General features: G+C 68.5%; 21 protein-coding genes. 9 read left to right on the top strand and 12 right to left on the bottom strand.

All coding sequences use genetic code 11. From position 1 onward, the window contains the following. Positions 1 to 12: 12 nt before the first annotated feature. The 5 genes from nusA to htpX form a co-directional block, all read right to left on the bottom strand. Positions 13 to 1,746 (bottom strand): transcription termination factor NusA, encoded by a 1,734-nt coding sequence (gene nusA / locus ACOZBP_RS07345; protein ID WP_422675747.1) that lies wholly within the window; start codon positions 1,744 to 1,746, stop codon positions 13 to 15. After that, positions 1,746 to 2,348, bottom strand: coding sequence for a ribosome maturation factor RimP (rimP, locus tag ACOZBP_RS07340; RefSeq protein WP_422675746.1), 603 nt, complete (start codon positions 2,346 to 2,348; stop codon positions 1,746 to 1,748). The genes nusA and rimP overlap by 1 nt, the downstream gene beginning before the upstream one ends. A 176-nt stretch (positions 2,349 to 2,524) precedes the next feature. Then, positions 2,525 to 4,453, bottom strand: a complete 1,929-nt coding sequence (locus ACOZBP_RS07335; RefSeq protein WP_422675745.1) for a methyl-accepting chemotaxis protein — start codon at positions 4,451 to 4,453, stop codon at positions 2,525 to 2,527. A gap of 82 nt (positions 4,454 to 4,535) precedes the next feature. Further along, a complete protein-coding gene (gene trmB, locus ACOZBP_RS07330) occupies positions 4,536 to 5,294 on the bottom strand; it encodes a tRNA (guanosine(46)-N7)-methyltransferase TrmB (RefSeq protein WP_422675744.1) in 759 nt (252 codons plus the stop codon). 51 nt (positions 5,295 to 5,345) lie between these two features. Beyond that, positions 5,346 to 6,314 (bottom strand): zinc metalloprotease HtpX, encoded by a 969-nt coding sequence (gene htpX, locus ACOZBP_RS07325; protein WP_422675743.1) that lies wholly within the window; start codon positions 6,312 to 6,314, stop codon positions 5,346 to 5,348. Between the two features lie 85 nt (positions 6,315 to 6,399). Between htpX and ACOZBP_RS07320 the strand changes: the two genes are divergently transcribed. Next, positions 6,400 to 6,660, top strand: a complete 261-nt coding sequence (locus ACOZBP_RS07320) for a DUF1674 domain-containing protein (RefSeq protein ID WP_422675742.1) — start codon at positions 6,400 to 6,402, stop codon at positions 6,658 to 6,660. Positions 6,661 to 6,755: 95 nt separating this feature from the next. Next, positions 6,756 to 7,577, top strand: a complete 822-nt coding sequence (locus tag ACOZBP_RS07315) for a hypothetical protein (protein ID WP_422675741.1) — start codon at positions 6,756 to 6,758, stop codon at positions 7,575 to 7,577. Between the two features lie 77 nt (positions 7,578 to 7,654). Here ACOZBP_RS07315 and pyrF read toward each other — a convergent pair whose 3' ends face one another. Then, on the bottom strand, positions 7,655 to 8,389 hold the full coding sequence (gene pyrF, locus ACOZBP_RS07310) for an orotidine-5'-phosphate decarboxylase (RefSeq protein ID WP_422675740.1): 735 nt from the start codon (positions 8,387 to 8,389) through the stop codon (positions 7,655 to 7,657). 98 nt (positions 8,390 to 8,487) lie between these two features. Between pyrF and ACOZBP_RS07305 the strand changes: the two genes are divergently transcribed. Then, a complete protein-coding gene (locus ACOZBP_RS07305; RefSeq protein ID WP_422675739.1) occupies positions 8,488 to 9,186 on the top strand; it encodes a MarC family protein in 699 nt (232 codons plus the stop codon). 116 nt (positions 9,187 to 9,302) lie between these two features. On the opposite strand, the gene ACOZBP_RS07300 is transcribed toward ACOZBP_RS07305, so the two are convergent. From ACOZBP_RS07300 to glpK, 4 genes are all read right to left on the bottom strand, one after another. Continuing rightward, a complete protein-coding gene (locus ACOZBP_RS07300) occupies positions 9,303 to 10,109 on the bottom strand; it encodes an SDR family NAD(P)-dependent oxidoreductase (RefSeq protein ID WP_422675738.1) in 807 nt (268 codons plus the stop codon). A gap of 10 nt (positions 10,110 to 10,119) precedes the next feature. Next, positions 10,120 to 10,590 carry an Rrf2 family transcriptional regulator gene (locus tag ACOZBP_RS07295; RefSeq protein WP_422675737.1) on the bottom strand — a complete coding sequence of 157 codons (471 nt, stop codon included), beginning with the start codon at positions 10,588 to 10,590 and terminating at the stop codon, positions 10,120 to 10,122. Positions 10,591 to 10,681: 91 nt separating this feature from the next. Then, positions 10,682 to 11,755, bottom strand: a complete 1,074-nt coding sequence (locus ACOZBP_RS07290) for a phosphotransferase family protein (RefSeq protein WP_422675736.1) — start codon at positions 11,753 to 11,755, stop codon at positions 10,682 to 10,684. A gap of 40 nt (positions 11,756 to 11,795) precedes the next feature. Then, positions 11,796 to 13,292 carry a glycerol kinase GlpK gene (gene glpK, locus ACOZBP_RS07285; protein WP_422675735.1) on the bottom strand — a complete coding sequence of 499 codons (1,497 nt, stop codon included), beginning with the start codon at positions 13,290 to 13,292 and terminating at the stop codon, positions 11,796 to 11,798. Positions 13,293 to 13,337: 45 nt separating this feature from the next. Between glpK and ACOZBP_RS07280 the strand changes: the two genes are divergently transcribed. The 3 genes from ACOZBP_RS07280 (at position 13,338) to ACOZBP_RS07270 (ending at position 16,607) form a co-directional block, all read left to right on the top strand. Next, the gene (locus ACOZBP_RS07280; RefSeq protein ID WP_422675734.1) at positions 13,338 to 14,312 is read left to right on the top strand and encodes a threonine ammonia-lyase; all 975 of its coding nucleotides are present in this window, start codon (positions 13,338 to 13,340) and stop codon (positions 14,310 to 14,312) included. 61 nt (positions 14,313 to 14,373) lie between these two features. Beyond that, positions 14,374 to 14,841 (top strand): MaoC family dehydratase, encoded by a 468-nt coding sequence (locus ACOZBP_RS07275; protein ID WP_422675733.1) that lies wholly within the window; start codon positions 14,374 to 14,376, stop codon positions 14,839 to 14,841. A gap of 107 nt (positions 14,842 to 14,948) precedes the next feature. After that, the gene (locus tag ACOZBP_RS07270) at positions 14,949 to 16,607 is read left to right on the top strand and encodes an MHYT domain-containing protein (RefSeq protein WP_422675732.1); all 1,659 of its coding nucleotides are present in this window, start codon (positions 14,949 to 14,951) and stop codon (positions 16,605 to 16,607) included. On the opposite strand, the gene ACOZBP_RS07265 is transcribed toward ACOZBP_RS07270, so the two are convergent. Both ACOZBP_RS07265 and ACOZBP_RS07260 read right to left on the bottom strand, forming a co-directional pair. Further along, on the bottom strand, positions 16,604 to 17,536 hold the full coding sequence (locus tag ACOZBP_RS07265; RefSeq protein WP_422675731.1) for a Gfo/Idh/MocA family oxidoreductase: 933 nt from the start codon (positions 17,534 to 17,536) through the stop codon (positions 16,604 to 16,606). The two genes, ACOZBP_RS07270 and ACOZBP_RS07265, sit on opposite strands and share 4 nt — an antisense overlap. 5 nt (positions 17,537 to 17,541) lie before the next feature. Continuing rightward, positions 17,542 to 18,702 (bottom strand): DegT/DnrJ/EryC1/StrS family aminotransferase, encoded by a 1,161-nt coding sequence (locus ACOZBP_RS07260; protein WP_422675730.1) that lies wholly within the window; start codon positions 18,700 to 18,702, stop codon positions 17,542 to 17,544. Positions 18,703 to 18,888: 186 nt separating this feature from the next. Here ACOZBP_RS07260 and ACOZBP_RS07255 point away from each other — a divergent pair, with 186 nt between their 5' ends. The 3 genes from ACOZBP_RS07255 to ACOZBP_RS07245 are packed head-to-tail and all read left to right on the top strand — an operon-like array spanning position 18,889 to position 21,414. Then, positions 18,889 to 19,989, top strand: a complete 1,101-nt coding sequence (locus ACOZBP_RS07255) for an AGE family epimerase/isomerase (RefSeq protein ID WP_422675729.1) — start codon at positions 18,889 to 18,891, stop codon at positions 19,987 to 19,989. Continuing rightward, positions 19,986 to 20,492, top strand: coding sequence for a D-glycero-alpha-D-manno-heptose-1,7-bisphosphate 7-phosphatase (locus ACOZBP_RS07250; protein ID WP_422675728.1), 507 nt, complete (start codon positions 19,986 to 19,988; stop codon positions 20,490 to 20,492). Before ACOZBP_RS07255 ends, ACOZBP_RS07250 begins: the two co-directional genes overlap by 4 nt. A 52-nt stretch (positions 20,493 to 20,544) precedes the next feature. Further along, positions 20,545 to 21,414 carry an alpha/beta fold hydrolase gene (locus ACOZBP_RS07245; RefSeq protein ID WP_422675727.1) on the top strand — a complete coding sequence of 290 codons (870 nt, stop codon included), beginning with the start codon at positions 20,545 to 20,547 and terminating at the stop codon, positions 21,412 to 21,414. Positions 21,415 to 21,441: the final 27 nt, after the last annotated feature.

Raw genomic sequence — 21,441 nt, 5'->3', positions numbered from 1 at the left:
CTGCGGCTCCCATCACGCGTCTTGGGTCGGCTCGAGGTCCTCGTCGAGAACCTCCGCATCGACATCAACGGCTTCGACCTCGTATTCGGCGGCCTCTTCACCGGCTTCGGCGAAGATTTCTTCCTCATACTCGGGCTCGGGCTCCTCCACCTGCGGCAGTTCCGAGGCGTCGATCCAACCAGCGGCCACGCGAGCCTGAAGGATCAGCAGCTCGGCGTCCTGTTGCGACAGGTTGAAGCTTTCCAGCACGCCCGGCAGCTTCACCCGCTCGCCGTTCTTGACCTCGTAGCCGCCGCGGATTTCATCCGTGGCCAGGTCAGCCAGATCCTCGACTGTCTTCACGCCGCCTTCGCCCAGGGCGACGGCGATGGCGCCGGTCACGCCCGGAACGGCCAGGACGTCGTCCTCGACGCCCAGGGCCACGCGCTTGGCGTCGAGTTCGGCGGCCTTGCGATCCAGGAACTCGCGGGCGCGGGTCTGCAGTTCTTCGGCGGTGTCCTCGTCGAAGCCTTCGATCTCCGCGACTTCATAGGCGTCGACGAAGGCCAGATCCTCGACCGTGGCGAAGCCTTCGGTGACCAGCAGCTGGGCGATGGTCTCGTCGACGTCCAGGGCTTCCTGGAACAGGACGGTTCGCTCGGCGAACTCCTTCTGACGACGTTCCGAGTCCTGCGACTCGGTGATGATGTCGATCTGCCAGCCGGTCAGCTGCGAGGCCAGACGCACGTTCTGGCCGCGACGGCCGATGGCCAGCGACAGCTGCTCGTCGGGCACCACGACTTCGACGCGGTCGGCGTCTTCGTCCATGACCACCTTGGCGACTTCAGCCGGGGCCAGGGCGTTGACGATGAAGGTGGGCTCGTCGTCGTTCCACTGGATGATGTCGATCTTCTCGCCCTGCAGTTCGGCGACGACCGCCTGAACGCGGCTGCCGCGCATGCCGACGCAGGCGCCGACGGGGTCGATCGAGCTGTCGTTCGACAGGACGGCCATCTTGGCGCGCGAACCGGCGTCACGGGCGGCGGCGCGGATCTCGATCACGCCGTCATAGACTTCCGGCACTTCCTGCGCGAACAGCTTGGCCATGAAGCCCGGGTGGGCGCGGCTCAGCATGACCTGCGGGCCCTTGGCCTCGGGACGGACGTCGTAGATGTAGGTGCGGACGCGGTCGCCGACGTTGAACACTTCGCGCGGGATCGACTGGTCGCGGCGCATGATGCCTTCGCCACGGCCCAGGTCGACGATGGTGTTGCCGTATTCGACGCGCTTGACCGTGCCGTTGACGATCTCGCCGACGCGATCCTTGAACTCTTCGTACTGGTTGGCGCGCTCGGCCTCGCGGACCTTGCCGGTCACGACCTGGCGCGCCATCTGCGTCTGCACGCGGCCGAACTCGAACGGCGGCAGGGTCTCGACGTACTCCTTGCCGACCTCAGCTTCCGGGTCGCGCTTGGAGGCGTCGTTCAGGCGCACCATGGCGCTGTCGTTGAACTCCTCCAGCTCGTCTTCCGGCTGCCAGTCGTCCGGCACGATGGTGACGTGGCGGGTCAGCGACAGTTCGCCGGTCTTGTGGTCGATCTTGGCGCGGATGTCGTGGTGTGCGCCGTAACGCGACTTGGCGCCCTTCTGGATCGCCTCCTCGATCGCCTCGATGACGATTTCCTTGTCGATATTCTTCTCACGCGCGACGGCGTCGGCGATGGAGAGCAGTTCGAGGCGGTTGGCGGAAATACCGGTGACGGCCATCAGGCTTTGTCCTTGGTCGAGGTCGGAGTGTTGGTCGTGTCGTCAGTCTCAGCCTCGCCTTCCGGCAGGCCGTCGTCTTCGGGTTCGCCGCGCGCCGCACGCAGGGCCGCGCCCCGCTTCAGCAGCTCGTCGGTCAGAACCAGCTTGGCGTCCGAAACCCATTCGAAGGGAATCAGGGCCGTGTCGTCTTCACCGTCCAGATCGATGGCGACATTGTCGCCCTCGACGCCGGCCAGGAGGCCCTTGAAACGCTTGCGGCCCTCGACCATCCGGTCGGTCTCGAGGCGCGCCTCGAAGCCTTCGAACAGCTGGAAGTCCAGCAGGCGGGTCAGCGGCCGGTCGATGCCGGGCGACGACACCTCCAGCAGATATTCGCCCGAAATCGGGTCGGCGGCGTCGAACACTTCCGACACGGCGCGCGACAGACGGGCGCATTCCTCGACCGAGATGTCGTTGTCGATGACGCGCTCGGCCATGATCTGCAGGCGGCGACGCAGGGTCCCGCCCATCAGGCGCACGCGCACGACGGCCAGCCCCAGGCTCTCGGCCACGGGGTCGATCATCTCCAGCAGGGCGCGGTCTTCAGCGGTCTTGGCGCGCAAAGGCTTCACTCTTTGTCCGGCCGCCACGCAGGCGCCGGATGGATCCAGAAAACAAAAGCGGCGGTCCGTCCGGGCCGCCGCTTGAAACGACGCCGTTGGACGCCGGTCTAACGATGTGAGCGGTCATATAGGCGAAAGCGGGGGCCGTGTCAGCCCCCGCTTTCGACCTGTCCGATTCAGAACTCCTCCCAGCCGTCCGAGACCAGGGCGAGGGCCGGCTTGCGTGCGACGCCGGCGCCGCTGCGCAGCGCAGCGACGGTCTGGGCCACAGGCTGAGGCTGGCGGGCAGGCGCCGCCGCGGGCCGGTGGGTCGGGGCGGCGGCCTGGCCGGTGCGGAAGCGCGACACCGAGGCGGCCAGGGTGTCGGCCTCCTGGGCCAGCGAATGGCTGGCGGCGGTGGATTGCTCGACCATGGCCGCATTCTGCTGCGTGACCTGGTCCATCTGGTTCACGGCGGTGTTGACCTGTTGCAGACCGGTGGCCTGCTCCTGGGCCGAGGCCGAGATTTCCGAGACCAGGCTGTCGATCTCGGCCACGCGGTTGACGATGCGCTGCAGGGCCTCGCCCGTCTGGCCGACCAGGCTGACGCCCGCGCCGACCTGCTGGCCCGAGGCCGAGATCAGGGTCTTGATCTCCTTGGCCGCTTCGGCCGAGCGCTGGGCCAGGGCCCGGACTTCCGAGGCCACGACGGCGAAGCCGCGGCCGGCGTCGCCCGCACGGGCGGCCTCGACGCCGGCGTTCAGGGCCAGGAGGTTGGTCTGGAAGGCGATCTCGTCGATGACGCCGATGATGTCGCCGATCTGGTTGGACGACTGCTCGATCTGGCTCATGGCGGCGACGGCGTCGCGCACCACCTGACCGCTCTTCTCGGCGTCGCCGCGTGCGGACTGCACCACTCCGGAGGCCTGACGCGCGCCGTCGGCGGTCTTGTTCACCGTGGCGGTGATCTGGTCCAGGGCGGCGGCGGTCTCTTCCAGCGAGGCCGCCTGCTGCTCGGTGCGACGCGACAGGTCGTCCGAAGCCTGCGAAATCTCGCCGGCGCCGGAACGAATGGCGGTGACATTGTCCACAACGACGGCCACGGCCTGTTCCAACTGGGCGATGGCGGTGTTGAAATCGGTCTTCAGCTGCTCCGAACGGGCGGCGACCTCAGCGGTCATGCGATGCGTCAGATCGCCGTTGGCCATGGCTTGCAGACCCTGCCCCAGGGCGGTGACGGCTACGCGATCCTCCTCGGCGATGCGGGTCTTTTCAGCCTCGCCGCGCGCACGCTCCTCGTCGGCGGCCTGACGCGCGGCGACGGCTTCGACTTCCAGGCGGTCGTTGGCGATGGCGGCGTCGCGGAACACCTCCAGCGCTCCGGCCATGCGGCCGATCTCGTCATGTCGCGCCAGGCCGGGAATGGCCGAGCCCTTGTCGCCCTCGGCCAGTCGCTTCATCCGGTCGGCCAGAGCCGCCACCGGCCCGGCGACCGAGCGCCCCAGCAGCCAGCCCGCCACGCCCATGGCCAGGGCCACCAGCAACGCCATGCCGCCCAGCCCCAGGGCCGCCGCGCCGACGGCGGCGACGATCTGGTCGGTATAGACGCCCGAGCCGATCACCCAGCCCCAGGGCTTGAAGGCCTTGACGTAGGAGATCTTGGGGGCGGGCTCTTCCTGACCCGGCTTGGCCCAGCGATAGTGGACGAAGCCGGCGCCGTCGCGTCGCGCCACATCGGTCATCTCGCGGAACATGAAGACGCCGTCGGCGTCGGTCTTGGTGCTCAGGTCCTGGCCTTCCAGCTGCGGGCTGAAGGGGTGCATGACCATGCGCGGCTGCATGTCGTTGACCCAGAAATAGTCGTCCTGGCCGTAACGCAGGGCGCGCAGGGTCGACAGGGCGGCCGCCTGGGCCTGGGGGCGCGTCATGACGCCCAACTGCTCCTGCGCCTGATAGTGGGCCGCCACGCTGTGGGCGACCTCGACGGTCTTCTGCGTCCGCTCGGCGATCTCCTGGCGCAGCACCCCGTCGAGCTTCATCAACGACAGACCCGTCACCAGAAGCAGGCCGGCCACCGCCAGCACCGACAGCAGGTTCACCCGCCCGCCGATCGTCAAACTACGCATCACGTCATATCCCCTGACTATGGAGACGGGAGATAACGACGGCCGGTAAACGCGACGGAAAATCGGAAGTGCGTAAAATTCCCTATATGTGGGACGTGGTGCGTTCGAACTCGAGGAAGATCGGCGTGGTGTCGCCCAGCTTCTTCTCCTCATAGCGGGTGACGACGTGGTCGGCGGGAACGGCAAACCAGTCTTCGCCCTCAGCCTTGATCCGCGTCAGGCCCGGCGTGCGCGCCAGCCGTTCCAGCGCCCATTCGGCATAGTCCAGCCAGTCGGTGACGAAGCGCACCCGGCCGCCGAGCTTCAGCAGGCGGGCGATCTCGACCGCCGTCTCGTCCTGCAACAGCCGCCGCTTGTTGTGGCGCACCTTGTGCCAGGGATCGGGGAACAGGATCATCACCCGGTCCAGCGAGGCGGCCGGCAGAGCCGTCATCACCGCGCGGGCGTCGTCGGCGTGCAGGCGGACGTTCTTCAGACCGCCCTCCTCCACATGACGCAGGGCTGACGCCACGCCGTTGAGAAAGGGCTCGCAGCCGATCATCAGGGCGTCCGGGTGGCGCGTCGCCTGCTCGGCCAGATGTTCGCCGCCGCCAAACCCGATCTCAAGCCAGACTTCTTTCGCCTCGGGCATCAGGGTCAGGGGATCGATCGGCCCCTTGGTCGGATCCGGCACCGCGATCTGGGGCATCAGGGTGTCGAACAGGGCCGCCTGACGCGCCTTGATCGGCCGCGACTTGATCCGGCCGAACGAGCGCAGCGGGCCATGGGCCTGGGCCCATTCGGGGCGGTCGCTGTCGAAGGCGGGCAGGTCGGCGGGCGGGAGGTCGGACTTGTCGGTCATGGCGCGCGCTCTAGCGGTTTCCGCTCGCACGCGCAAAGTTCATCGACCCGCTCAGCCCCAGGGACCTCGCGGCGACGCCGGGGGCGTGACGGGCACGCTGGCGCCGGTCGCCCCGGCCTTCGGCGCAGGCGGGACGGAAGCCGTCGCCGGGCGCCGGCTCATGCCCATTCTCGTCCCCAGATCCAGCAAGGCGCGCACGCGATTGCCTGTGGCCGGGTGGGTCGAAAACAGGTTGTCCGCCCCCTTCCCGTTCAGCGGATTAATGATGAACATATGGGCGGTGGCCGGATTGCGCTCGGCCGGCGCATTCACCGCGCCGCGCGCATAGGCCTCGATCTTCTGCAGGGCCGAGGCCAAGGCGTGGGGATCATTGGCGATCTCGGCCCCGACCCGGTCGGCCTCGTATTCACGCGCGCGGCTGATGGCCATCTGCACCAGGCCCGCCGCCATCGGGGCCAACACCATCAGGGCGATAGCGCCGATCATGCCGCCCGGCCGCTCCCGGTCATCGCCGCCGCCGAAGAAGAAGGCGAAATTAGCCAGCATGGCGATGGCCCCGGCCACCGTGGCCGTCACCGTCATGGTCAGGGTGTCGCGGTTCTTCACATGGGCCAGTTCATGCGCCATCACCCCCCTCACCTCTTCGCGCGTCAGCATGTCCAGCAGGCCGCTGGTCGCGGCGACCGCGGCGTTCTGCGGATTACGCCCGGTGGCGAAGGCGTTGGGCTGGTCATTGGGAATGATGGTGATGACCGGCTGCGGCAGGCCCGCGGCCATCGCCATCTGCTTGACGTCGGCGACATAGGCGCGGACCACGGCGTTGGGGTGGGTCTCGTCCACCACCTGCGCCTTGTACATCTTCAGCACGATCTTGTCGGCGTTCCAGTAGCTGAACAGGTTCATCGCCGCCGCCACGGCAAGCGCGATCATCATGCCCATGGCGCCGCCGATCAGATAGCCGATCCCCATGAACAGGGCGGTCATCGCGGCCAAGAGGGCGAAGGTCTTGAGGTGGTTCATCGGGTCCGGGCGTCGTCAGGGGTGGCGAAGAAGGCCTGAACGTCTATGTGAGGCCCTGTATCCTCGCCCTCAAGGCAGCTCCCCTGTGACCGAACAGCCCACCCCGACCGCCGCCGACGACGCCGAGAAGGCGCCCGCCTTCAACGCCGACGTGCCCCACGCAACGCCCGCGCGTCCCCTCAGCGCGGTTGCGCGTCGCGCGCTGCTGGAAGCGGCCGAACGTCGCAAGGCGAGCGAAGAGGCGGTTCGGGAGCCCATCCTGGAAACTGAACACGGCGGCCCGCGCGGCCCGGAGCCGACCCGTTACGGCGACTGGGAGAAGAAGGGTCTGGCCGTCGACTTCTGAGTAGAGTCAGCCTCTCATGCTCGCGCCAGGGGAGAATATTGAACGCTTCGGCCCAAACCGCATTAACCTTTGCGGCTGAAACAAGGAGCGTGGCCATGAAGGCTGTTCTGTATATTGCGGTCGCATCGAGCCTGCTTGTCGCCGGAACCGCCCAGGCGCAACAGCAGCTGGTCCGTCAGAACGCGGCCTCCGGCTATGCGCAGCAGGGCTATGCTCCGTATGGCTCCGTGGCGGGCAGCCGGGTCCAGACCTATTACAGCGACACCGGCTGGCAGGGCGGCTATGGCCCGGTCGAGGCCTATGGCTACGGTTACGGCTATGGCGGCGCGGGCCAGCAGCCCCCTGTCGTGATTGCGCCGCAACAGGTCCCCATCCGTCAGGGATACGCCTATGGCGGCGTCACCCGGTCCATGCCGTTTGGCTACACCGTCGATGGATATGGCCGCTACCCGTGGGCGCGCGGTTATGGCCAGGGCCAGTATCAGGGCCAGTATCAGCAGGCCTATTATCAGGGCGGCTACGACCCGGGCTGTCGGTGCGCCCCGCAGCAGGCCTACCGGCCCGAGCCCGTCTATGTCAGCCAGCCCCCGGTCTACGTCTCACAGCCTCCTGTCTATGTAGAATCACCCCCGGTCTATGTTCAGCCGGCCCCGGTCTATGTCGAACCCGCGCGTGTCTACGTCTCGCCGCCGCCGGTCCATGTCGCGCCCGCTGACGTCCGCGTCGCTCCGGCCCAGGTCGAGGTCGCCCGGCCCCAGGTCTATATGGAGCCCGCCCGGGTCGAGGCAGCCCCGCCGGTCGTCAACTTCGAGCAGGGTTACTACGCCGTGCCGAGCGCTCCGCCGCCCCCGCCTCCGCCCCCGCCTCTGTCGGGCACGGAACGGCCCTATACGCAGGAGCGAGGCGAGCGAGGCTGACCCGCGCAAACCCTATTGTTTCACGTGGATCAAAGCCTTAGGCGGCCAGACGTGCGGCGACGCTTCCACCCACGCTGTTAGACGAGCGCGATCTCCCGAGAGATAGCCTGAGCCGCTGCGCGGGGATCAGCCGAGGCTGTGATCGGACGCCCCACCACCAGATGGGTCGCGCCCGCCTGCAAAGCGCTGGCCGGGGTCGCCGCCCGCGCCTGATCGTCCAGGGCCGCACCCGCCGGCCGCACGCCCGGCGTCACGATCAGGAAGTCGTCGCGGCCCGCCGCCAGGGCGATCTCGCGCACCCGGGCCGCCTCATGCGGGCTGGAGACCACGCCGTGGACGCCGGCGTCCAGCGCCTGACGCACCCGCAGTTCCACCAGTTCCGCCGCCGACAGGCTGTGATCATCCGCCTTCAGATCATCCTCGGTCAGACTGGTCAGGACGGTGACGCCCAGAATCTTCAGGTCCGAACCGGCCGCTCCCCGCGCCGCCGCCGCCATCACCTGGGGCCGGGCGTGAACGGTCAGCAGGTCGCAGCCCGCCCCCGCCAGCACCGCGGTCGCCTTCTCCACCGTCGCGCCGATGTCGTGCAGCTTCCAGTCCAGAAACACCTGGGCGCCGGCGGCCTTGAGCTCGCGCGCCAGACCCATGCCGTCAGAGGCGAACAGCTGCAGTCCCACCTTGTAGAAGCCGACCGCGTCGCCGATCCGCTCGACCAGAGCCCGCGCCTCGTCGGTCGTCGGCACGTCGAGGGCGCAGATAACGCGCGGATCGAAGGGACGGTTGGGATGGCCAATGGGTTGGTCTGGCGACATTTCCGGCTCTCGGCGGGTTGCAGGCGCGCGCGGATGCCCCGATAGGTGAGACCAAGGGTCGCGGGGTGCGCGGCGGGATTTAAGGGCGGGACGAAGCAATGAACGCGGTCGATCTGGGGGTCAACCTGTTCGTGGCGCTGTTCGCGCTGCTGGACCCCATTGGCAATGTGCCGATCTTCGCCGCCGCCACCGCCGGGGCCTCGCTGCGTCAGCGCATCACCGTCTCGGCCATGATCTGCGGTTTCGCCGCCGTCTTCCTGGGTTTCTTCTTCTTCACCGGCCTCGGCCTGCTGCAGTTCTTCGGCATTTCGCTGGCCGCCTTCCGCATCGCCGGCGGCATCCTGCTGCTGCTGCTCGGCCTCGACATGGCGCGTGAGGACTTCCTCAAGATCTTCGCCGACGCCGACGCCGTGACCGACGCCAAGGACGTGCGCGGCTACGCCAAGCGTCGCTTCAAACGCCTGATCGTGCCTTTCGCTATCCCGCTGATGATCGGCCCGGGCGCCATTTCGGCCATCATCATCAATGCGGGCGAGGCGCAAAAGTTGGGCGCGGCGGGCACCGCCGCCTCCTTGACCGCCATGGTCGCGGCCTGCGTCGTCACCTTCGTCTGCTTCGCCTGCACCGGCCCGATCAGCCGTATCCTGGGCGACGTCGGCATGGCCATCGTGGTGCGGGTCCTGGGCCTGATCCTGTGCGCCCTGGCCATCCAGTTCATCATCGCCGGTCTGGGCGAGGCCATCCCGGGCATGTTCAGCATCGGCGTAACGGCGCCCTACCCCGCCGGCGGTCACTGAACTCAACCGTCATCCCGGAAAGCGCGGAGCGCTTATCCGGGACCGCCACACACACTAGCCGCTGAGCCTTGAGCGGTCCCGGATAGCGGCTTCGCCGCTTCCGGGATGACGGGTGGCTAAAGCCGGTCCAGCCGTTTGGCGTGGCCGCCGACCATCTTCAGCGCCAGGCTGTCGGGCAGCATCCCGCCCAGGGCCGCCAGTACATTATTCATGAAGCCCGGCGTGACGCGCGGACGATTGGCCTCGACCGCGTCCCAGCCGATGCGGGCCACCCGGTCGGCCTCCATCCACATCCATTCGGGATAGGCGCTCGACACCTGCTCGCGCGACCCGTTGACGTCGTGGAACTCGGTATAGGTATAGCCGGGGCACAGCGCGGTGACGTGGACGCCGGTCCCCTGCGTTTCCAGCCACAACCCCTGCGACGCCTTGATCAGGAAGCTCTTGATCGGCCCGTACAGGGTGTCGCCGCCGGTCGCGGGCATCTGCCCGGCCAGAGAGGCCACGTTCAGCACCCGCCCCCAGCCGCGCGCGACCATGTCGGGCAGCAGCAGGCGGGACAGCTCCACCGGCGCCGTCAGCATGACGCGGATCATGGCGGCGTGGTCGGCGGGGTCCGTAACCAGAAAGCCCGTGGTGCGGCTGAAGCCTGCATTATTGATCAGACCGTCGACGCTCAAACCGCGCGCCTTGATCGCCTCGACCAGACGCGAAGGCGCCCCGGGCTGGGCCAGATCGGCGGTGACCACGCTGGCCAGGACGCCATGCTGCGCCGTCAGGTCCTCGGCCAGGGCCAGCAAGGGTCCTTCGCGACGCGCGGTCAGGATCAGGTCATGACCACGCCGGGCGCACTCGCGCGCCAAGGCCGCGCCGATACCGGCGCTGGCCCCCGTGATCAGAATGGTTCTACGTTGCGCCCCCAAGCGACGTGCGTCAGGCGGCGACGGGGCAGGAGCTGTGCGGCGCAAAGTCGCGCAGCGAGGCCGGGTCGGCCTCCAGCAGGTCGGCGATGGTGATCTTGGCCAGGGCCTCGCCCGCCGCCTGATCCGCGGCGGTCAGGGCCTTGGCCACCTGACGGGGAATATGTTCACCCACAGGACAGCCCTTGGCCCCGGCGGGGGTCGAGCCCAGGTGGGCGCAGCCGTTCACCGCCTTCAACACCTCGTCCAGACAAATGGTGTCGGGCTGACGCAGCAGCCATGAGCCGCCCGAGGCGCCGGGACGCGTGGCGATCAGGCCTGCCTTGGCCAGCAGGGCCGTCACCCGGCGGATCACCACCGGATTGGTCGGCACCGAGGCGGCCAGAACGGCGCTGGGCGCCGCGTCCGCAGCCGAATAGGCGCCCTTGTGGGCCAGATAGGCCAGGGCGTGGGCCGCGACGGGGAATTTTTGGCTGTCAGACATCTTGATCAATGCTCCAGACCGGAAGGTAGGGGTTCAGGCGCCGTTTCACAAATCCAACCGCAACAAAAACTGTTTTAATTACCGCCAAGCTTCACGCCCCGGCCTTGCGGGCGAAGCTCCAGGCCGCTTCCGACAGGGGGCCGACCTGGGCCGCCATGCTCCTGGCGTGGGCGCTGGCGGCGGTGCCGTCGCGCACCCGGCCGGCGATGCCCTGACAGATGGCCGCCAGCCGGAACAGGTTGTAGGCGAACAGCCAGTCCAGATTCTGCGGCGGCGCCGTGCCCGTCTTTTCGGCGTAGCGTTCGACCGTCGCCTCGACCGAGGGAACGCCCAGCTCCTTCAGGTCCGCCCCCGCCAGTCCGTTGCGCAAAGACGCCGGAATGACCCAGGCGATCAGCAGATAGGAGAAGTCGGCCATGGGATCGCCCAGGGTCGACAGCTCCCAGTCCAGCACAGCCCTCACCTTCGCCTCGACCGGGTCGAGGATCATGTTGTCGAGGCGGAAATCGCCGTGGACGATCCGCGTCGGCCCCTCCGGCGGCAGGCTGTCGGGCAGGAAGGCGATCAGCCGGTCCATGGCCGGGACGGCATCGATCTCGCTGGCCCGATACTGCTTGGTCCAGCGTCCGACCTGACGGGCGAAGTAGTTGCCCGGCTTGCCGTAGTCCGACAGGCCGATGGCGGCGGGATCAAAGGCGTGCAGGGCCGCCAGCGTATCCGTCTGAGCCTCATAGACGGCGCGGCGCTCGGCGGGAGCCAGACCCGGCAGCTTCAGGTCCCAGAAGACGCGGCCCTCGACCTTGTCCATGACATAGAAGATCGAACCGATGACCCCTTCGTCCGTACACAGAGCGTATGGCCGCGCCACGGGGAAGCCTTTCGCGTGCAGGGCCGAGATGACGGTGAACTCGCGGTCCACGGCGTGGGCGCTGGCCAACAGGGTTCCCGGCGGCTTCCTGCGCAGCACATAGGTCCGGCCCGGGGTGGTCAGCTCATAGGTGGGGTTGGACTGGCCGCCCTTGAACTGGCGGAGCGTCAGCGGCCCGGCGTAGCCCTCGACGTTCGCCGACAGCCAGGCGTCCAGCGACGCCTCGTCCAGACGATAGCGTTCGTCCACCTCGCGCGTGCCGGAAAAGGCGGACTGGGCGTCCATTTGATCGGTCATGTCTCGTCTCCCCCGCCGACGCTCTGGGGCGTGCGTGCGATCACTCTGCGGCGATGATGGCGGCCTTCACCGCCCCGCGCCAGCCCTTCAGCAGCCGCGCCCGTTCCGCCTCGCCCATGCGCGGGCGCCAGACGGCGGGCGCCTCTAGCGGGGCGGTCCACAGCTCGGACGTCAGACCGACGCCGAAGGCCGCGAGCCTTGCGGCCCCCATGGCCGTCATCTCCTGAAACGCCGGCCGCTCGACCTCGACCTCGCAGATGTCGGCGACGAACTGCATGGCGAAGGCGTTGGCGGTGACCCCGCCATCGACCTTCAGCCGCGTCAGCGGCGGCGCCCCGTCCTTGGCCAAGGCGTCCAGCAGGTCGCGGGTCTGAAAGGCCAGGCTTTCCAGCGCCGCGCGGACGAAGTGAGCCGGGCCGCTGTCACGGGTCAGGCCGATGACCGTGCCGCGCGCCTCGGGCTTCCACCAGGGCGCGCCCAGGCCGGTGAAGCCTGGCACCAGATAGACCCCGCCGTTGTCCTTCAGGGTCTGGGCCATGGCTTCGGACTGACGCGAGTCCGAGATCACCTTCAGCCCGTCGCGCAGCCACTGGATCGCCGACCCGGCCGAGAAGATCGACCCCTCCAGCGCATAGGCGACCTGACCATCCGCGGCGTAGCCCAGGGTCCCCAGCAGCCGCGAGGTCGACGCCACCGGCGCCTCTCCGACGTTGGCCACCAGAAAGGCGCCCGTCCCATAGGTGATCTTGGCGTCGCCCGCCGCCAGCGCCCCATGTCCGACCAGGGCCGCCTGCTGGTCCCCCGCCGACCCGTGAATGGGCAGGGCCCGCCCGAACAGGCTGGCGTCGCAGTCGCCCAGATGATCGGCGCATCCGCGAATCTCGGGCAGCCCCGCCATCGGCACATTGAACAGGTCGCACAGGTCCTCGCGCCATTGCAGAGTCGCCAGGTCCATCAGGCTGGTGCGGCTGGCGTTGGTGGCGTCGGTGACGTGGCTCTGCCCGCCCGTCAGCTTCCAGATCAGCCAGGCGTCGATGGTCCCCAGCTTGACCTCGCCCTTGGCCGCCCGTTCCCGCGCCCCCGGCACGGCGTCCAGCAGCCAGGCGTATTTCGAGGCCGAGAAATAGGGGTCGAGGATCAGGCCCGTCGCGCCCTGCACCTCCGCCTCATGCCCCTCGGCCGCCAGCCGCGTGGTCACGTCCGACGTGCGCCGGTCCTGCCAGACGATGGCCCGGTGCAGCGGCTCGCCGGTCGTCGCGTCCCAGATCACCGAGGTCTCACGCTGGTTGGTGATGCCCACGGCGGCGAAGCGATCCACCCCACCCGCCTTGCGCACCACCTCGCGACAGGTCTGCAAGGTCGCGCGCCAGATCTCGGCTGCGTCATGCTCGACCCAGCCCGAGCGCGGGAAGTGCTGGGCCAACTCGATCTGGCTGACGGCGACGGCGCTGAACGAACCGGACGGCGACACCTCGAAGGCGATGGCCCGCGTCGAGGTGGTGCCCTGGTCGATGGCGAGGATCATGTTCGCTTGCATGATGTGAGTTATGCAGAGCCTGCGCGCCCGCGTAAGAGGAAACTCATGCACACGCCCTCCTTCTCCGGCGTCCTCGACGCCGCCCGCCAGATCGCCCCCGCCGCCGTGCGCACGCCGCTGATCGAGCATCCGGCTCTGAACGCGGCGGTCGGCGGTCGCGTTCTGATGAAGGCCGAGACGCTGCAGGTCGCCGGCGCCTTCAAGTTTCGCGGGGCCTACAACCGCATCAGCCGCCTGACGACTGAGGAAAAGACGCGCGGCGTCGTGGCCTATTCCTCGGGCAACCACGCGCAAGGGGTGGCCGCCGCCGCCCAGGCCGTGGGAACCCGCGCCCTGCTCGTCATGCCGTCGGACAGCCCCACGGTGAAGGTCGAGGGCGTGCGCGCCTTCGGCGGCGAGGTGCGCTTCTATGATCGCTGGACCGAGAGCCGCGAGGCCATCGGCGCCGAGATCGCGGCCGAGCGCGGCTCCATCCTGGTCCCGCCCTTCGACGACCCCTTCATCATCGAGGGCCAGGGCACGGTCGGGCTGGAGATGCTGGAGCAGGCGGGCATTCCGATGGACCAGCTGCTGTGCGGCGCCTCAGGCGGCGGGCTGATCGCCGGGCTCAACCTGGTCATGGCCGAACAGAGCCCCGACACCCGCGTCATCGTGGTCGAGCCCGAGGCCTTTGACGACACCCGCCGCTCGCTGGAGGCGGGCGAACGCACGGCCCATCCGCAAGGCGCCCCATCGATCTGCGACGCCCTGATGTCGCCCATGCCGGGCGAGCTGACCTGGCCGATCAACCGACGTCTGGCGGGCGCCGCGACCGTCACCGACGCCGAGGCGGCCGAGGCCATGCGTTTCGCCTTCCGCTGGCTGAAGCTGGTCATCGAGCCGGGCGGCGCCGTGTCGCTGGCGGCGCTTCTGTCCGGCAAGGTCAAAGCCAAGGGCCTGACCACCGGCATCGTCCTGTCCGGCGGCAACGTCGATCCTGGCCTGTTCAGCGAGGTCATCGAAGGGCGGTTCAGGGGCTGACCCCACACCCTCTTGCGCCCGCCTGAAACGCGCGCAAGGCTGCGCAAAACGGGAGGGCGTCATGACGAAACCGAGCGAGCTTCAATCCCTGATCGGCCAGGAGGTCGGCCTCAGCCGCTGGATTACGGTCGATCAGGCGCGCATCGACGCCTTCGCCCGGATCACCGAGGACGAGCAGTTCATCCACGTCGATCCCGAGCGGGCCCGGGCCACCCCTTTTGGCGGGACCATCGCCCACGGGTTCCTGACCCTCAGCCTGGCCTCGGCCATGAGCTATGACGCCGTCGCCCCGCTGGAGGGCGTGGTCATGGGCGTCAACTACGGTTTCGACAAGCTGCGCTTCCTCGCCCCGGTCCCGGCCGGGTCCAGGGTCCGCGGCCGCTTCAGGCTGCTGTCCGCCGAGGACAAGGGCGCGCAGGACGGCGTGACCCGCTGGCTGCTCAAGCACGAACTGACCGTCGAGATCGAGGGCGCCGACAAGCCGGCCCTGATCGCCGAATGGCTGGGAATGCAGATGGTGAAGACCTGAGCCCCTTCCCCTTTCCTGACGCTGGACAAGACCCGGATAACAGCGCTCCCTAGGCCATGAAGCGCCGCGCACGTCAGATCTAGGGAGGCTGGACCGTGCACCTACACATGCTTTCCGTTTTCGACGGCCTGTCCTTCGTCGTGGCCGTCTTTGCGGCCTGGACGGCGCTCGACCTGTTCCAGCACGTGCGGGCGCACCAGGGCGGCGCGCGTCTGGCCTGGCTGGCCACGGCGGGGCTCGCCATGGGCGGCGGCATCTGGTCGATGCACTTCATCGCCATGCTGGGCTTCGATGCCGGGGCGCCGGTTCGCTACGATCCGATTCTGACGGTCGTCTCCTTCCTGCTGGCCGCGGCTGGGTCCAGCTTCGCCTTCCTCATCGCCGCCGGTCGCTCGGATCGCAGCCGCATGTTTCTGGCCGGCCTCGTCATGGGCGTGGGGATCTGCGCCATGCACTATGTCGGCATGGCCGCGCTGAGGACGTCCGCGAGCCTGAGCTATGCGCCCGGTCTGGTCGCCCTTTCGGCGGCGGTCGCGCTGATCGCCTCGATCGCAGCCCTGGTCGCGGTGCAACAGGAGCGCTCGGCGCCATGGCGAATGACGGCGGCCCTGATCCTGGGCCTGGCCGTCGCCGGGATGCACCACCTGGCCATGGCGGCCCTGGCGGTGACGCCGCAGACCGCCGCCATGTTCGATCCGCCCGGCGCGCCTCCCTTGATCCTGGCCGTCGGCGTCGCCGCCGTGACCATTCTCATCCTGCTCCTGCCCCTGGCGGCCTCCATGATGGGACAGCGTGACAAGCTGATCTCCATCATCGACGCCGGCGGTGTCGGCTACTGGGAGCTGACCTTGCCGGCCCAGACCCTCTGGCTGTCGGGCCGGGCGCGCAAATACCTCGGCCTGGCGCGCGGCGAACCCTTCGTGGCTCGCGATCTCGCCCGCAAGCTGAAGCCCGAGGACATGGCGCGGCGAACAGAGACCCTGGAGCGAGCCCTCAGGGGCGAGGGCGACTACGCCGCTGAATATCAGATGCGGGACAGCGGACGATGGCTCCAGGTGCGAGGCCGACTGATCCGCTCGCGGTCAGGCCGACCGATGAAGCTTGCCGGGGTCATCACGGACGTGACCGACCGTCACCAGGCCTTTTCAGCCCTGGCCACCAGCGAGCACCGCCAGCGCCTGTTGATCAACGAGCTGAACCACCGGGTCAAGAACACCATGGCCACGATACAGTCGATCGCGGCCCTGACGGCCCGGCGGTCGACCAGCGTGGAGGACTTCATGCGTTTGTTCGAAGCCCGGCTGATCGCCCTGTCGGATACGCACAACCTGCTGACCGCCAATGGTTGGGAACGGGCGCGCCTTCGCGACCTCGTGCTTCAGGAGTTCCGCCCCTACGCCGAGGATCGGCTCAGGATGCAGGGACCGGACCTGACCCTGGAGGCGGAACAGGCGCTGTCCATGGGCCTGATCCTGCACGAACTGGTCACCAACGCCGCCAAGTACGGGGCCCTCAGCCGCCCGCAGGAGGCCGCCGGCTGCATTGACGTGATCTGGACGCCCGCCGACCAAGAGGGCCGGATCACCCTGGACTGGATCGAACGCGGCGGCCCGCCAGTAGCCCCGCCGACCCGCTCGGGCTTTGGCTCGCGCCTGATCGACACCAGCGTCCGCGGCACGCTGCGGGGGTCGGCCAGCATGGACTACGCCGGGGGCGGTCTGCACTGCCGCCTGATCTTCCGACCCGGCGACCCTCGGAAAGCCTAGGTTTCGCCCAGGCAGCGCAGGGCGACTTCCAGATTGCGCAGGCCGTCCTCGCCCGAGACCGCCGCCGTCTCGCCGGTGCGGATGGCGTGGACGAAGGCCTCGTGCTCCTTCTTCAGCGGCTCGGCCGGCCAGGAGTTGAGCATCCGGGTGGAATAGGAGCCGTCGGGCTGCTGGCCGAAATACTCCGTCACCTGGCGGGTGATCAGGTCGGCGACGATGAAGCGGTTCTTGGTCGCGACCTGGAGGGTGCGGGTCTTGTAGGGCGTGACCCAGTTGGTGGTGATGTGGGCGATCACGTCATTGGCCATGCGGAACTGCAGGAGGGCCGAATCCTCGCGGGACGCATGGGCGTGGCCCAGCAGCGACTGGACCTCGACGACTTCCGAGCCTGTCAGGTGACGGATGATGTCGATGTCGTGGACGGCCAGATCGATGACGACGCCGACCTCGCCCATGCGCGGCGGGAAGGGACCGACGCGGGTGATCTGGATGGAGATGATCTCGTCGCCGTCGATGGCGCGCTTGACCGTGTCCACCGCCGGGTTGAAGCGCTCGACATGGCCGACCATCAGGACGCGGTTGTTGGCCCTGGCCGCGTCGATCATGGCCTGGGCGTCGGCGGTCGTGGCCGCGATGGGCTTCTCGACCAGCACATGAACGCCCGCGTTCAGCAGGGCCACGCCCAGTTCGGCATGGAAGCGGTTCGGCGTGGCGATGACGGCGGCGTCCAGACCGGCGGCGACAAAGGCCTGGGCGGTGGTCACAGCGGTCGCGCCATAGGCGGCGGCCACGCCCTCGGCCGTCACGGCGTCGGGATCGAAGATGGTCGTCAGCTCGACGTCGCGCAGTTCGGACAGGACGCGGGCATGGTTGCGGCCCATGACGCCGGCGCCGGCGACGCCGATCTTGAGGGGGGTCTGCTGGGTCATGAGGATCAGGCCTTGAAGCTGGCGACGGCGGCGATGATGCGGGCTTGCGTCGCCTCGTCCAGGTCCGAGTGCATCGGCAGGCTGATGACGCGCTCCATCAGGCGCTCCGTCACCGGCAGGCCCTGGGGTCCGCGCGGATAGTGGGCGTAGGCAGGCTGCAGATGCAGCGGGATCGGATAATAGACCGCCGTCGGGATGCCCTCGGCCTTCAGGTGCGCGGCCAGGCCGTCGCGGTCCTCATGCTCGATGGTGTATTGCGCCCAGTTCGAGACATTGCCCGCCGGCACGTCCGGCACGGCGGCGACGTGGGGTCGCAGGCCTTCGTTGTAGCGGGCGGCCGCGGCGTTTCGCCACTCGATCTCCTGACCAAAGACCTTCAGCTTCTCGATCAGGACGGCGGCCTGGATGGTGTCCAGACGGCTGTTCAGGCCGATGCGCATGTTCAGGTATTTGGGGTCGTGGTCGAAGGTCTTGTCCTTCAGGTCGATCGCCACCGCCTTGCCGTGCACGCGGATGGAATCGATCAGCTGAGCCAGATCGTCGTCATTGGTCAGAACCGCCCCGCCGTCGCCGTAGCAACCCAGGGGCTTGGCCGGGAAGAAGCTGGTGGTGGTGATGTCTGCCCACTTCAGCGGATGCTCGCCATTGATGGTGCAGCCGAAGCCCTGCGCCGAGTCCGAGATCAGCTTCAGACCGTACTTGTCGCAGACGGCCTTGATCGCCGGATAGTCGGCGGGCTGGCCGAACAGGTCGACGGCGATGACCACGCGCGGTTTCAGACGGCCTTCCTTCAGCGTCGCCTCGATGGCGGCCTCCAGATGGGCGGGGCTCATGTTGTAGGTCGCCTCCTCCACGTCGATGAAGACCGGCTCGGCGTCGAACCAGGGCACGACCTCGGCTGTGGCGGCGAAGGTGAAGCTGGGCACGAAGACCGCGTCGCCGCGGCCCACGCCCCAGGCCATCAGCGGCAGGGCCAGGGCGTCGGTGCCGTTGGCGCAGCCCAGGGCGTGCCTGGCCTGACCAAAGGCGGCCAGATCGGCCTCGAACTGGCGCACCTGCGGGCCCATGACCCAGGCGCCGCCGACGACGGCTTCCTGAACGGCGGCCTCGATCTTGCCGCCGAGGCGAAGGCGCTGGGCCTGAAGGTCGATGAAGGGAATGGTCATGAAGACTCTCTCGGTGACGCCCTGCGCGACACCGCGCGCGGACAGGGAGGAGGTTATGTCGTTGCGGCCTCCTATCAAAGCCGCCGCCCATGACCAAACCCGCGAGGGTCACTTCGCGTTGCCGGTTGCAACCAAACCTGCGCTTGGCAAAGCCCGCGACCCTGCCTAAGCCCACAGAAGATGACGTTGTCGAGCACACAGATCCGGGTCCGCGACTGGCTGTTCCGCCAGGCCCTGCCGCTATGGGCGCAGGGCGGGATCGACGCCGAGGGCCGCTTCTTCGAAAAGCTGGACTTCGACGGCCGCCCGATCACCAGCCTGCCGCGCCGAACCCGTGTGCAGGCGCGTCAGGTCTATGTCTTCGCCGAAGCCGCCTCATTGGGTTGGGCCGAGGGCGAGGCCGTCGCTCGGCGCGGGCTGGACGCCCTGATCCGCGACCACCATCGTGCAGACGGCCTGTGGGTGCGCAGCGTCGATGACGCGGGCGCGGTGATCGACGCCACGCCCGACCTCTATGACCTGGCCTTCGTCCTGTTCGCCCTGGCCGCCGCCCATCGCGTACTGAAGGACGAGCGCGCCCGCCCCCTGGCGCTGGAGACGCTGGCCGTCATCGAGGCGCAGATGGCGGACCCGGTCCATGGCGGCTGGCAGGAAGCCCTGCCCCCTGTGCTGCCGCGTCGCCAGAACCCGCATATGCATATGCTGGAGGCCCTGCTGGCCTGGCAGGCCGTCGCGCCCGCCCCGGCTTTCGATGCGGCGGCGCGCCGCGTGCTGGACCTGTTCGACCGACGCTTCTTCGACCGCGAACATCTGATGCTGGGCGAGTTCTATGATCGCGACTGGACCGTGCGTCCGGGCTCGGAGGGCCAGTGCATCGAGCCGGGCCACCATATGGAATGGGTCTGGCTTCTGGGCGAGGCTGCGCGCCTGGGCCTGCCGGACCTGAGTTCCGCCGCCCGCGCCCTTTACACTAGCGCCCTGACCTGCGGACTCCGCCCTGACGGCCTGGCCGTGCGCGAGATCAGCCGGATCGGACAGGTCCGCGACGGCGGCGTCCGTCTGTGGGCACAGACCGAGCTTCTGCGCACCCTGACGACGCGCGGCGAACACGTCAGAGCGGCCCATCTGACCCAGCGCCTGTTCGAGACCCACCTGGCGACGCCTGTGCCCGGCCTGTGGATCGACAGCTATGACGCGCAGGGCCGGCCGCAGGACGCCTCGGTCCCCGCCTCGACCCTCTATCACCTGATGACCGCCTTCTCGGTCCTGCTGACGGAACCCGCATGAGCCGCCCGGCTGCTTTTCTCGACCGCGACGGCGTCCTGATCGTCGACAGCGGATTTCCCCACCGCCCCGACCAGTTGGTGCTGATCCCCGGCGCCGCCGAGGCGGTGAAGCGGCTGAACGACGCCGGCTATGTCACGGTCATCGTCACCAACCAGTCGGGCGTGGCGCGGGGCATGTTCAGCGAGGAGACCATGCACGACTTCAACCGCATGCTGGTCGAACGCCTGGCGCAGGCGGGCGCCCGGATCGACGCGGTCTACGCCGCCCCGCACCACGCCAAGGCCGTCGACGAGCGTTACCGCCACCCGGATCATCCTGATCGCAAGCCCAATCCCGGCATGCTGTTCAAGGCCATCGCCGAGCACGATCTGGACCCTGGGCGATCCCTGATGATCGGCGACAAGCCCTCAGACATGGAGGCGGCGGCGCGTGCAGGCGTCGCGGGGTATAGGTTCGAGAATGGCGACCTCGATCAATTCGTGGCGTCGATCCTCTCGGCCTGATCGCAATTCTGCATCTGGTGAATTAGGCTTATCTCAACCCTGGAGACGCCCGATGACCTATGCTGACCGCCGCTGGACCTCGCCGGACGGCCTGACCCTGTTCGCAAGAGACTACGCCCCCGCCGACGGCCCGGCCAGGCTGCCGGTCATCGCCATCCACGGCCTGACCCGCAACAGCGCCGACTTCGAGGTCATCGCCGCCCTGATCGCCCAGAGCGGTCGCCGCGTCCTGGCGGTGGACGTGCGCGGACGCGGACGCTCCGACCGCGCGCCCGACCCCATGACCTATACGCCCGACGTCTATGCCAAGGACGTCGTGGCCCTGATGGACCAGGCCGGCGTCGAGAAGGCCGTCTTCCTCGGCACCTCCATGGGCGGGCTGATCACCATGGCCCTGACCGCGATCAAGCCCAAGGCCATCGCCGCCGCCATCATCAATGACGTGGGGCCGGAACTGGCCCCAGAGGGCCTGAGCCGCATCGCCGCCTACGCCGGCCAGCCGCTCGTCATCGAGACCTGGGACGACGCCGCCGCCTACGCCCGACGCATAAACGAGACGGCTCTGCCCCACTATACCGACGCCGACTGGACCGCCTTCGCCCGCCGCACCTTCCGCGAGGGGACCGAAGGCGCCCCGGTGCTGGACTATGACCCCGACATCTCGGCCCCGATCAAGGCGGGCGGCGCCAAGGCCCTGATCCCCAACCTCTGGCCCTATTTCCGGGCGCTGGCTCGCAAGAAGCCGACCCTGCTGCTGCGCGGCGCGACCTCGGACCTGCTCAGCCCCGCCATCGTCGCCAAGATGAGGAAGGCGGCGCCCGCCATGGCCTACGCCGAAGTGCCGGGCGTCGGCCACGCCCCCATGCTGGACGAGCCGGAAGCGCGGTCGGCGATCTTTGAGTTTCTGGCGGGCGTGGCCTGACGCCGCCCCTCAGTCATTCCGGGGCGG

The organism is Brevundimonas sp. NPDC058933 (assembly GCF_049315965.1).
Taxonomy (GTDB): Bacteria; Pseudomonadota; Alphaproteobacteria; order Caulobacterales; family Caulobacteraceae; genus Brevundimonas.
Note: the sequence above shows the minus strand (reverse complement) of the source record. Positions and strands in the feature narration are given on the sequence as shown.

What these genes read in the sequence shown, in the direction of transcription:
- nusA (WP_422675747.1), bottom strand. Translation starts at nt 1,746, where the DNA reads ATGGCCGTCACCGGTATTTCCGCCAACCGCCTCGAACTGCTCTCCATC.
- ACOZBP_RS07335 (WP_422675745.1), bottom strand. Translation starts at nt 4,453, where the DNA reads ATGCGTAGTTTGACGATCGGCGGGCGGGTGAACCTGCTGTCGGTGCTG.
- trmB (WP_422675744.1), bottom strand. Translation starts at nt 5,294, where the DNA reads ATGACCGACAAGTCCGACCTCCCGCCCGCCGACCTGCCCGCCTTCGAC.
- htpX (WP_422675743.1), bottom strand. Translation starts at nt 6,314, where the DNA reads ATGAACCACCTCAAGACCTTCGCCCTCTTGGCCGCGATGACCGCCCTG.
- ACOZBP_RS07315 (WP_422675741.1), top strand. Translation starts at nt 6,756, where the DNA reads ATGAAGGCTGTTCTGTATATTGCGGTCGCATCGAGCCTGCTTGTCGCC.
- pyrF (WP_422675740.1), bottom strand. Translation starts at nt 8,389, where the DNA reads ATGTCGCCAGACCAACCCATTGGCCATCCCAACCGTCCCTTCGATCCG.
- ACOZBP_RS07305 (WP_422675739.1), top strand. Translation starts at nt 8,488, where the DNA reads ATGAACGCGGTCGATCTGGGGGTCAACCTGTTCGTGGCGCTGTTCGCG.
- ACOZBP_RS07295 (WP_422675737.1), bottom strand. Translation starts at nt 10,590, where the DNA reads ATGTCTGACAGCCAAAAATTCCCCGTCGCGGCCCACGCCCTGGCCTAT.
- ACOZBP_RS07290 (WP_422675736.1), bottom strand. Translation starts at nt 11,755, where the DNA reads ATGACCGATCAAATGGACGCCCAGTCCGCCTTTTCCGGCACGCGCGAG.
- glpK (WP_422675735.1), bottom strand. Translation starts at nt 13,292, where the DNA reads ATGCAAGCGAACATGATCCTCGCCATCGACCAGGGCACCACCTCGACG.
- ACOZBP_RS07280 (WP_422675734.1), top strand. Translation starts at nt 13,338, where the DNA reads ATGCACACGCCCTCCTTCTCCGGCGTCCTCGACGCCGCCCGCCAGATC.
- ACOZBP_RS07275 (WP_422675733.1), top strand. Translation starts at nt 14,374, where the DNA reads ATGACGAAACCGAGCGAGCTTCAATCCCTGATCGGCCAGGAGGTCGGC.
- ACOZBP_RS07270 (WP_422675732.1), top strand. Translation starts at nt 14,949, where the DNA reads ATGCTTTCCGTTTTCGACGGCCTGTCCTTCGTCGTGGCCGTCTTTGCG.
- ACOZBP_RS07265 (WP_422675731.1), bottom strand. Translation starts at nt 17,536, where the DNA reads ATGACCCAGCAGACCCCCCTCAAGATCGGCGTCGCCGGCGCCGGCGTC.
- ACOZBP_RS07260 (WP_422675730.1), bottom strand. Translation starts at nt 18,702, where the DNA reads ATGACCATTCCCTTCATCGACCTTCAGGCCCAGCGCCTTCGCCTCGGC.
- ACOZBP_RS07250 (WP_422675728.1), top strand. Translation starts at nt 19,986, where the DNA reads ATGAGCCGCCCGGCTGCTTTTCTCGACCGCGACGGCGTCCTGATCGTC.
- ACOZBP_RS07245 (WP_422675727.1), top strand. Translation starts at nt 20,545, where the DNA reads ATGACCTATGCTGACCGCCGCTGGACCTCGCCGGACGGCCTGACCCTG.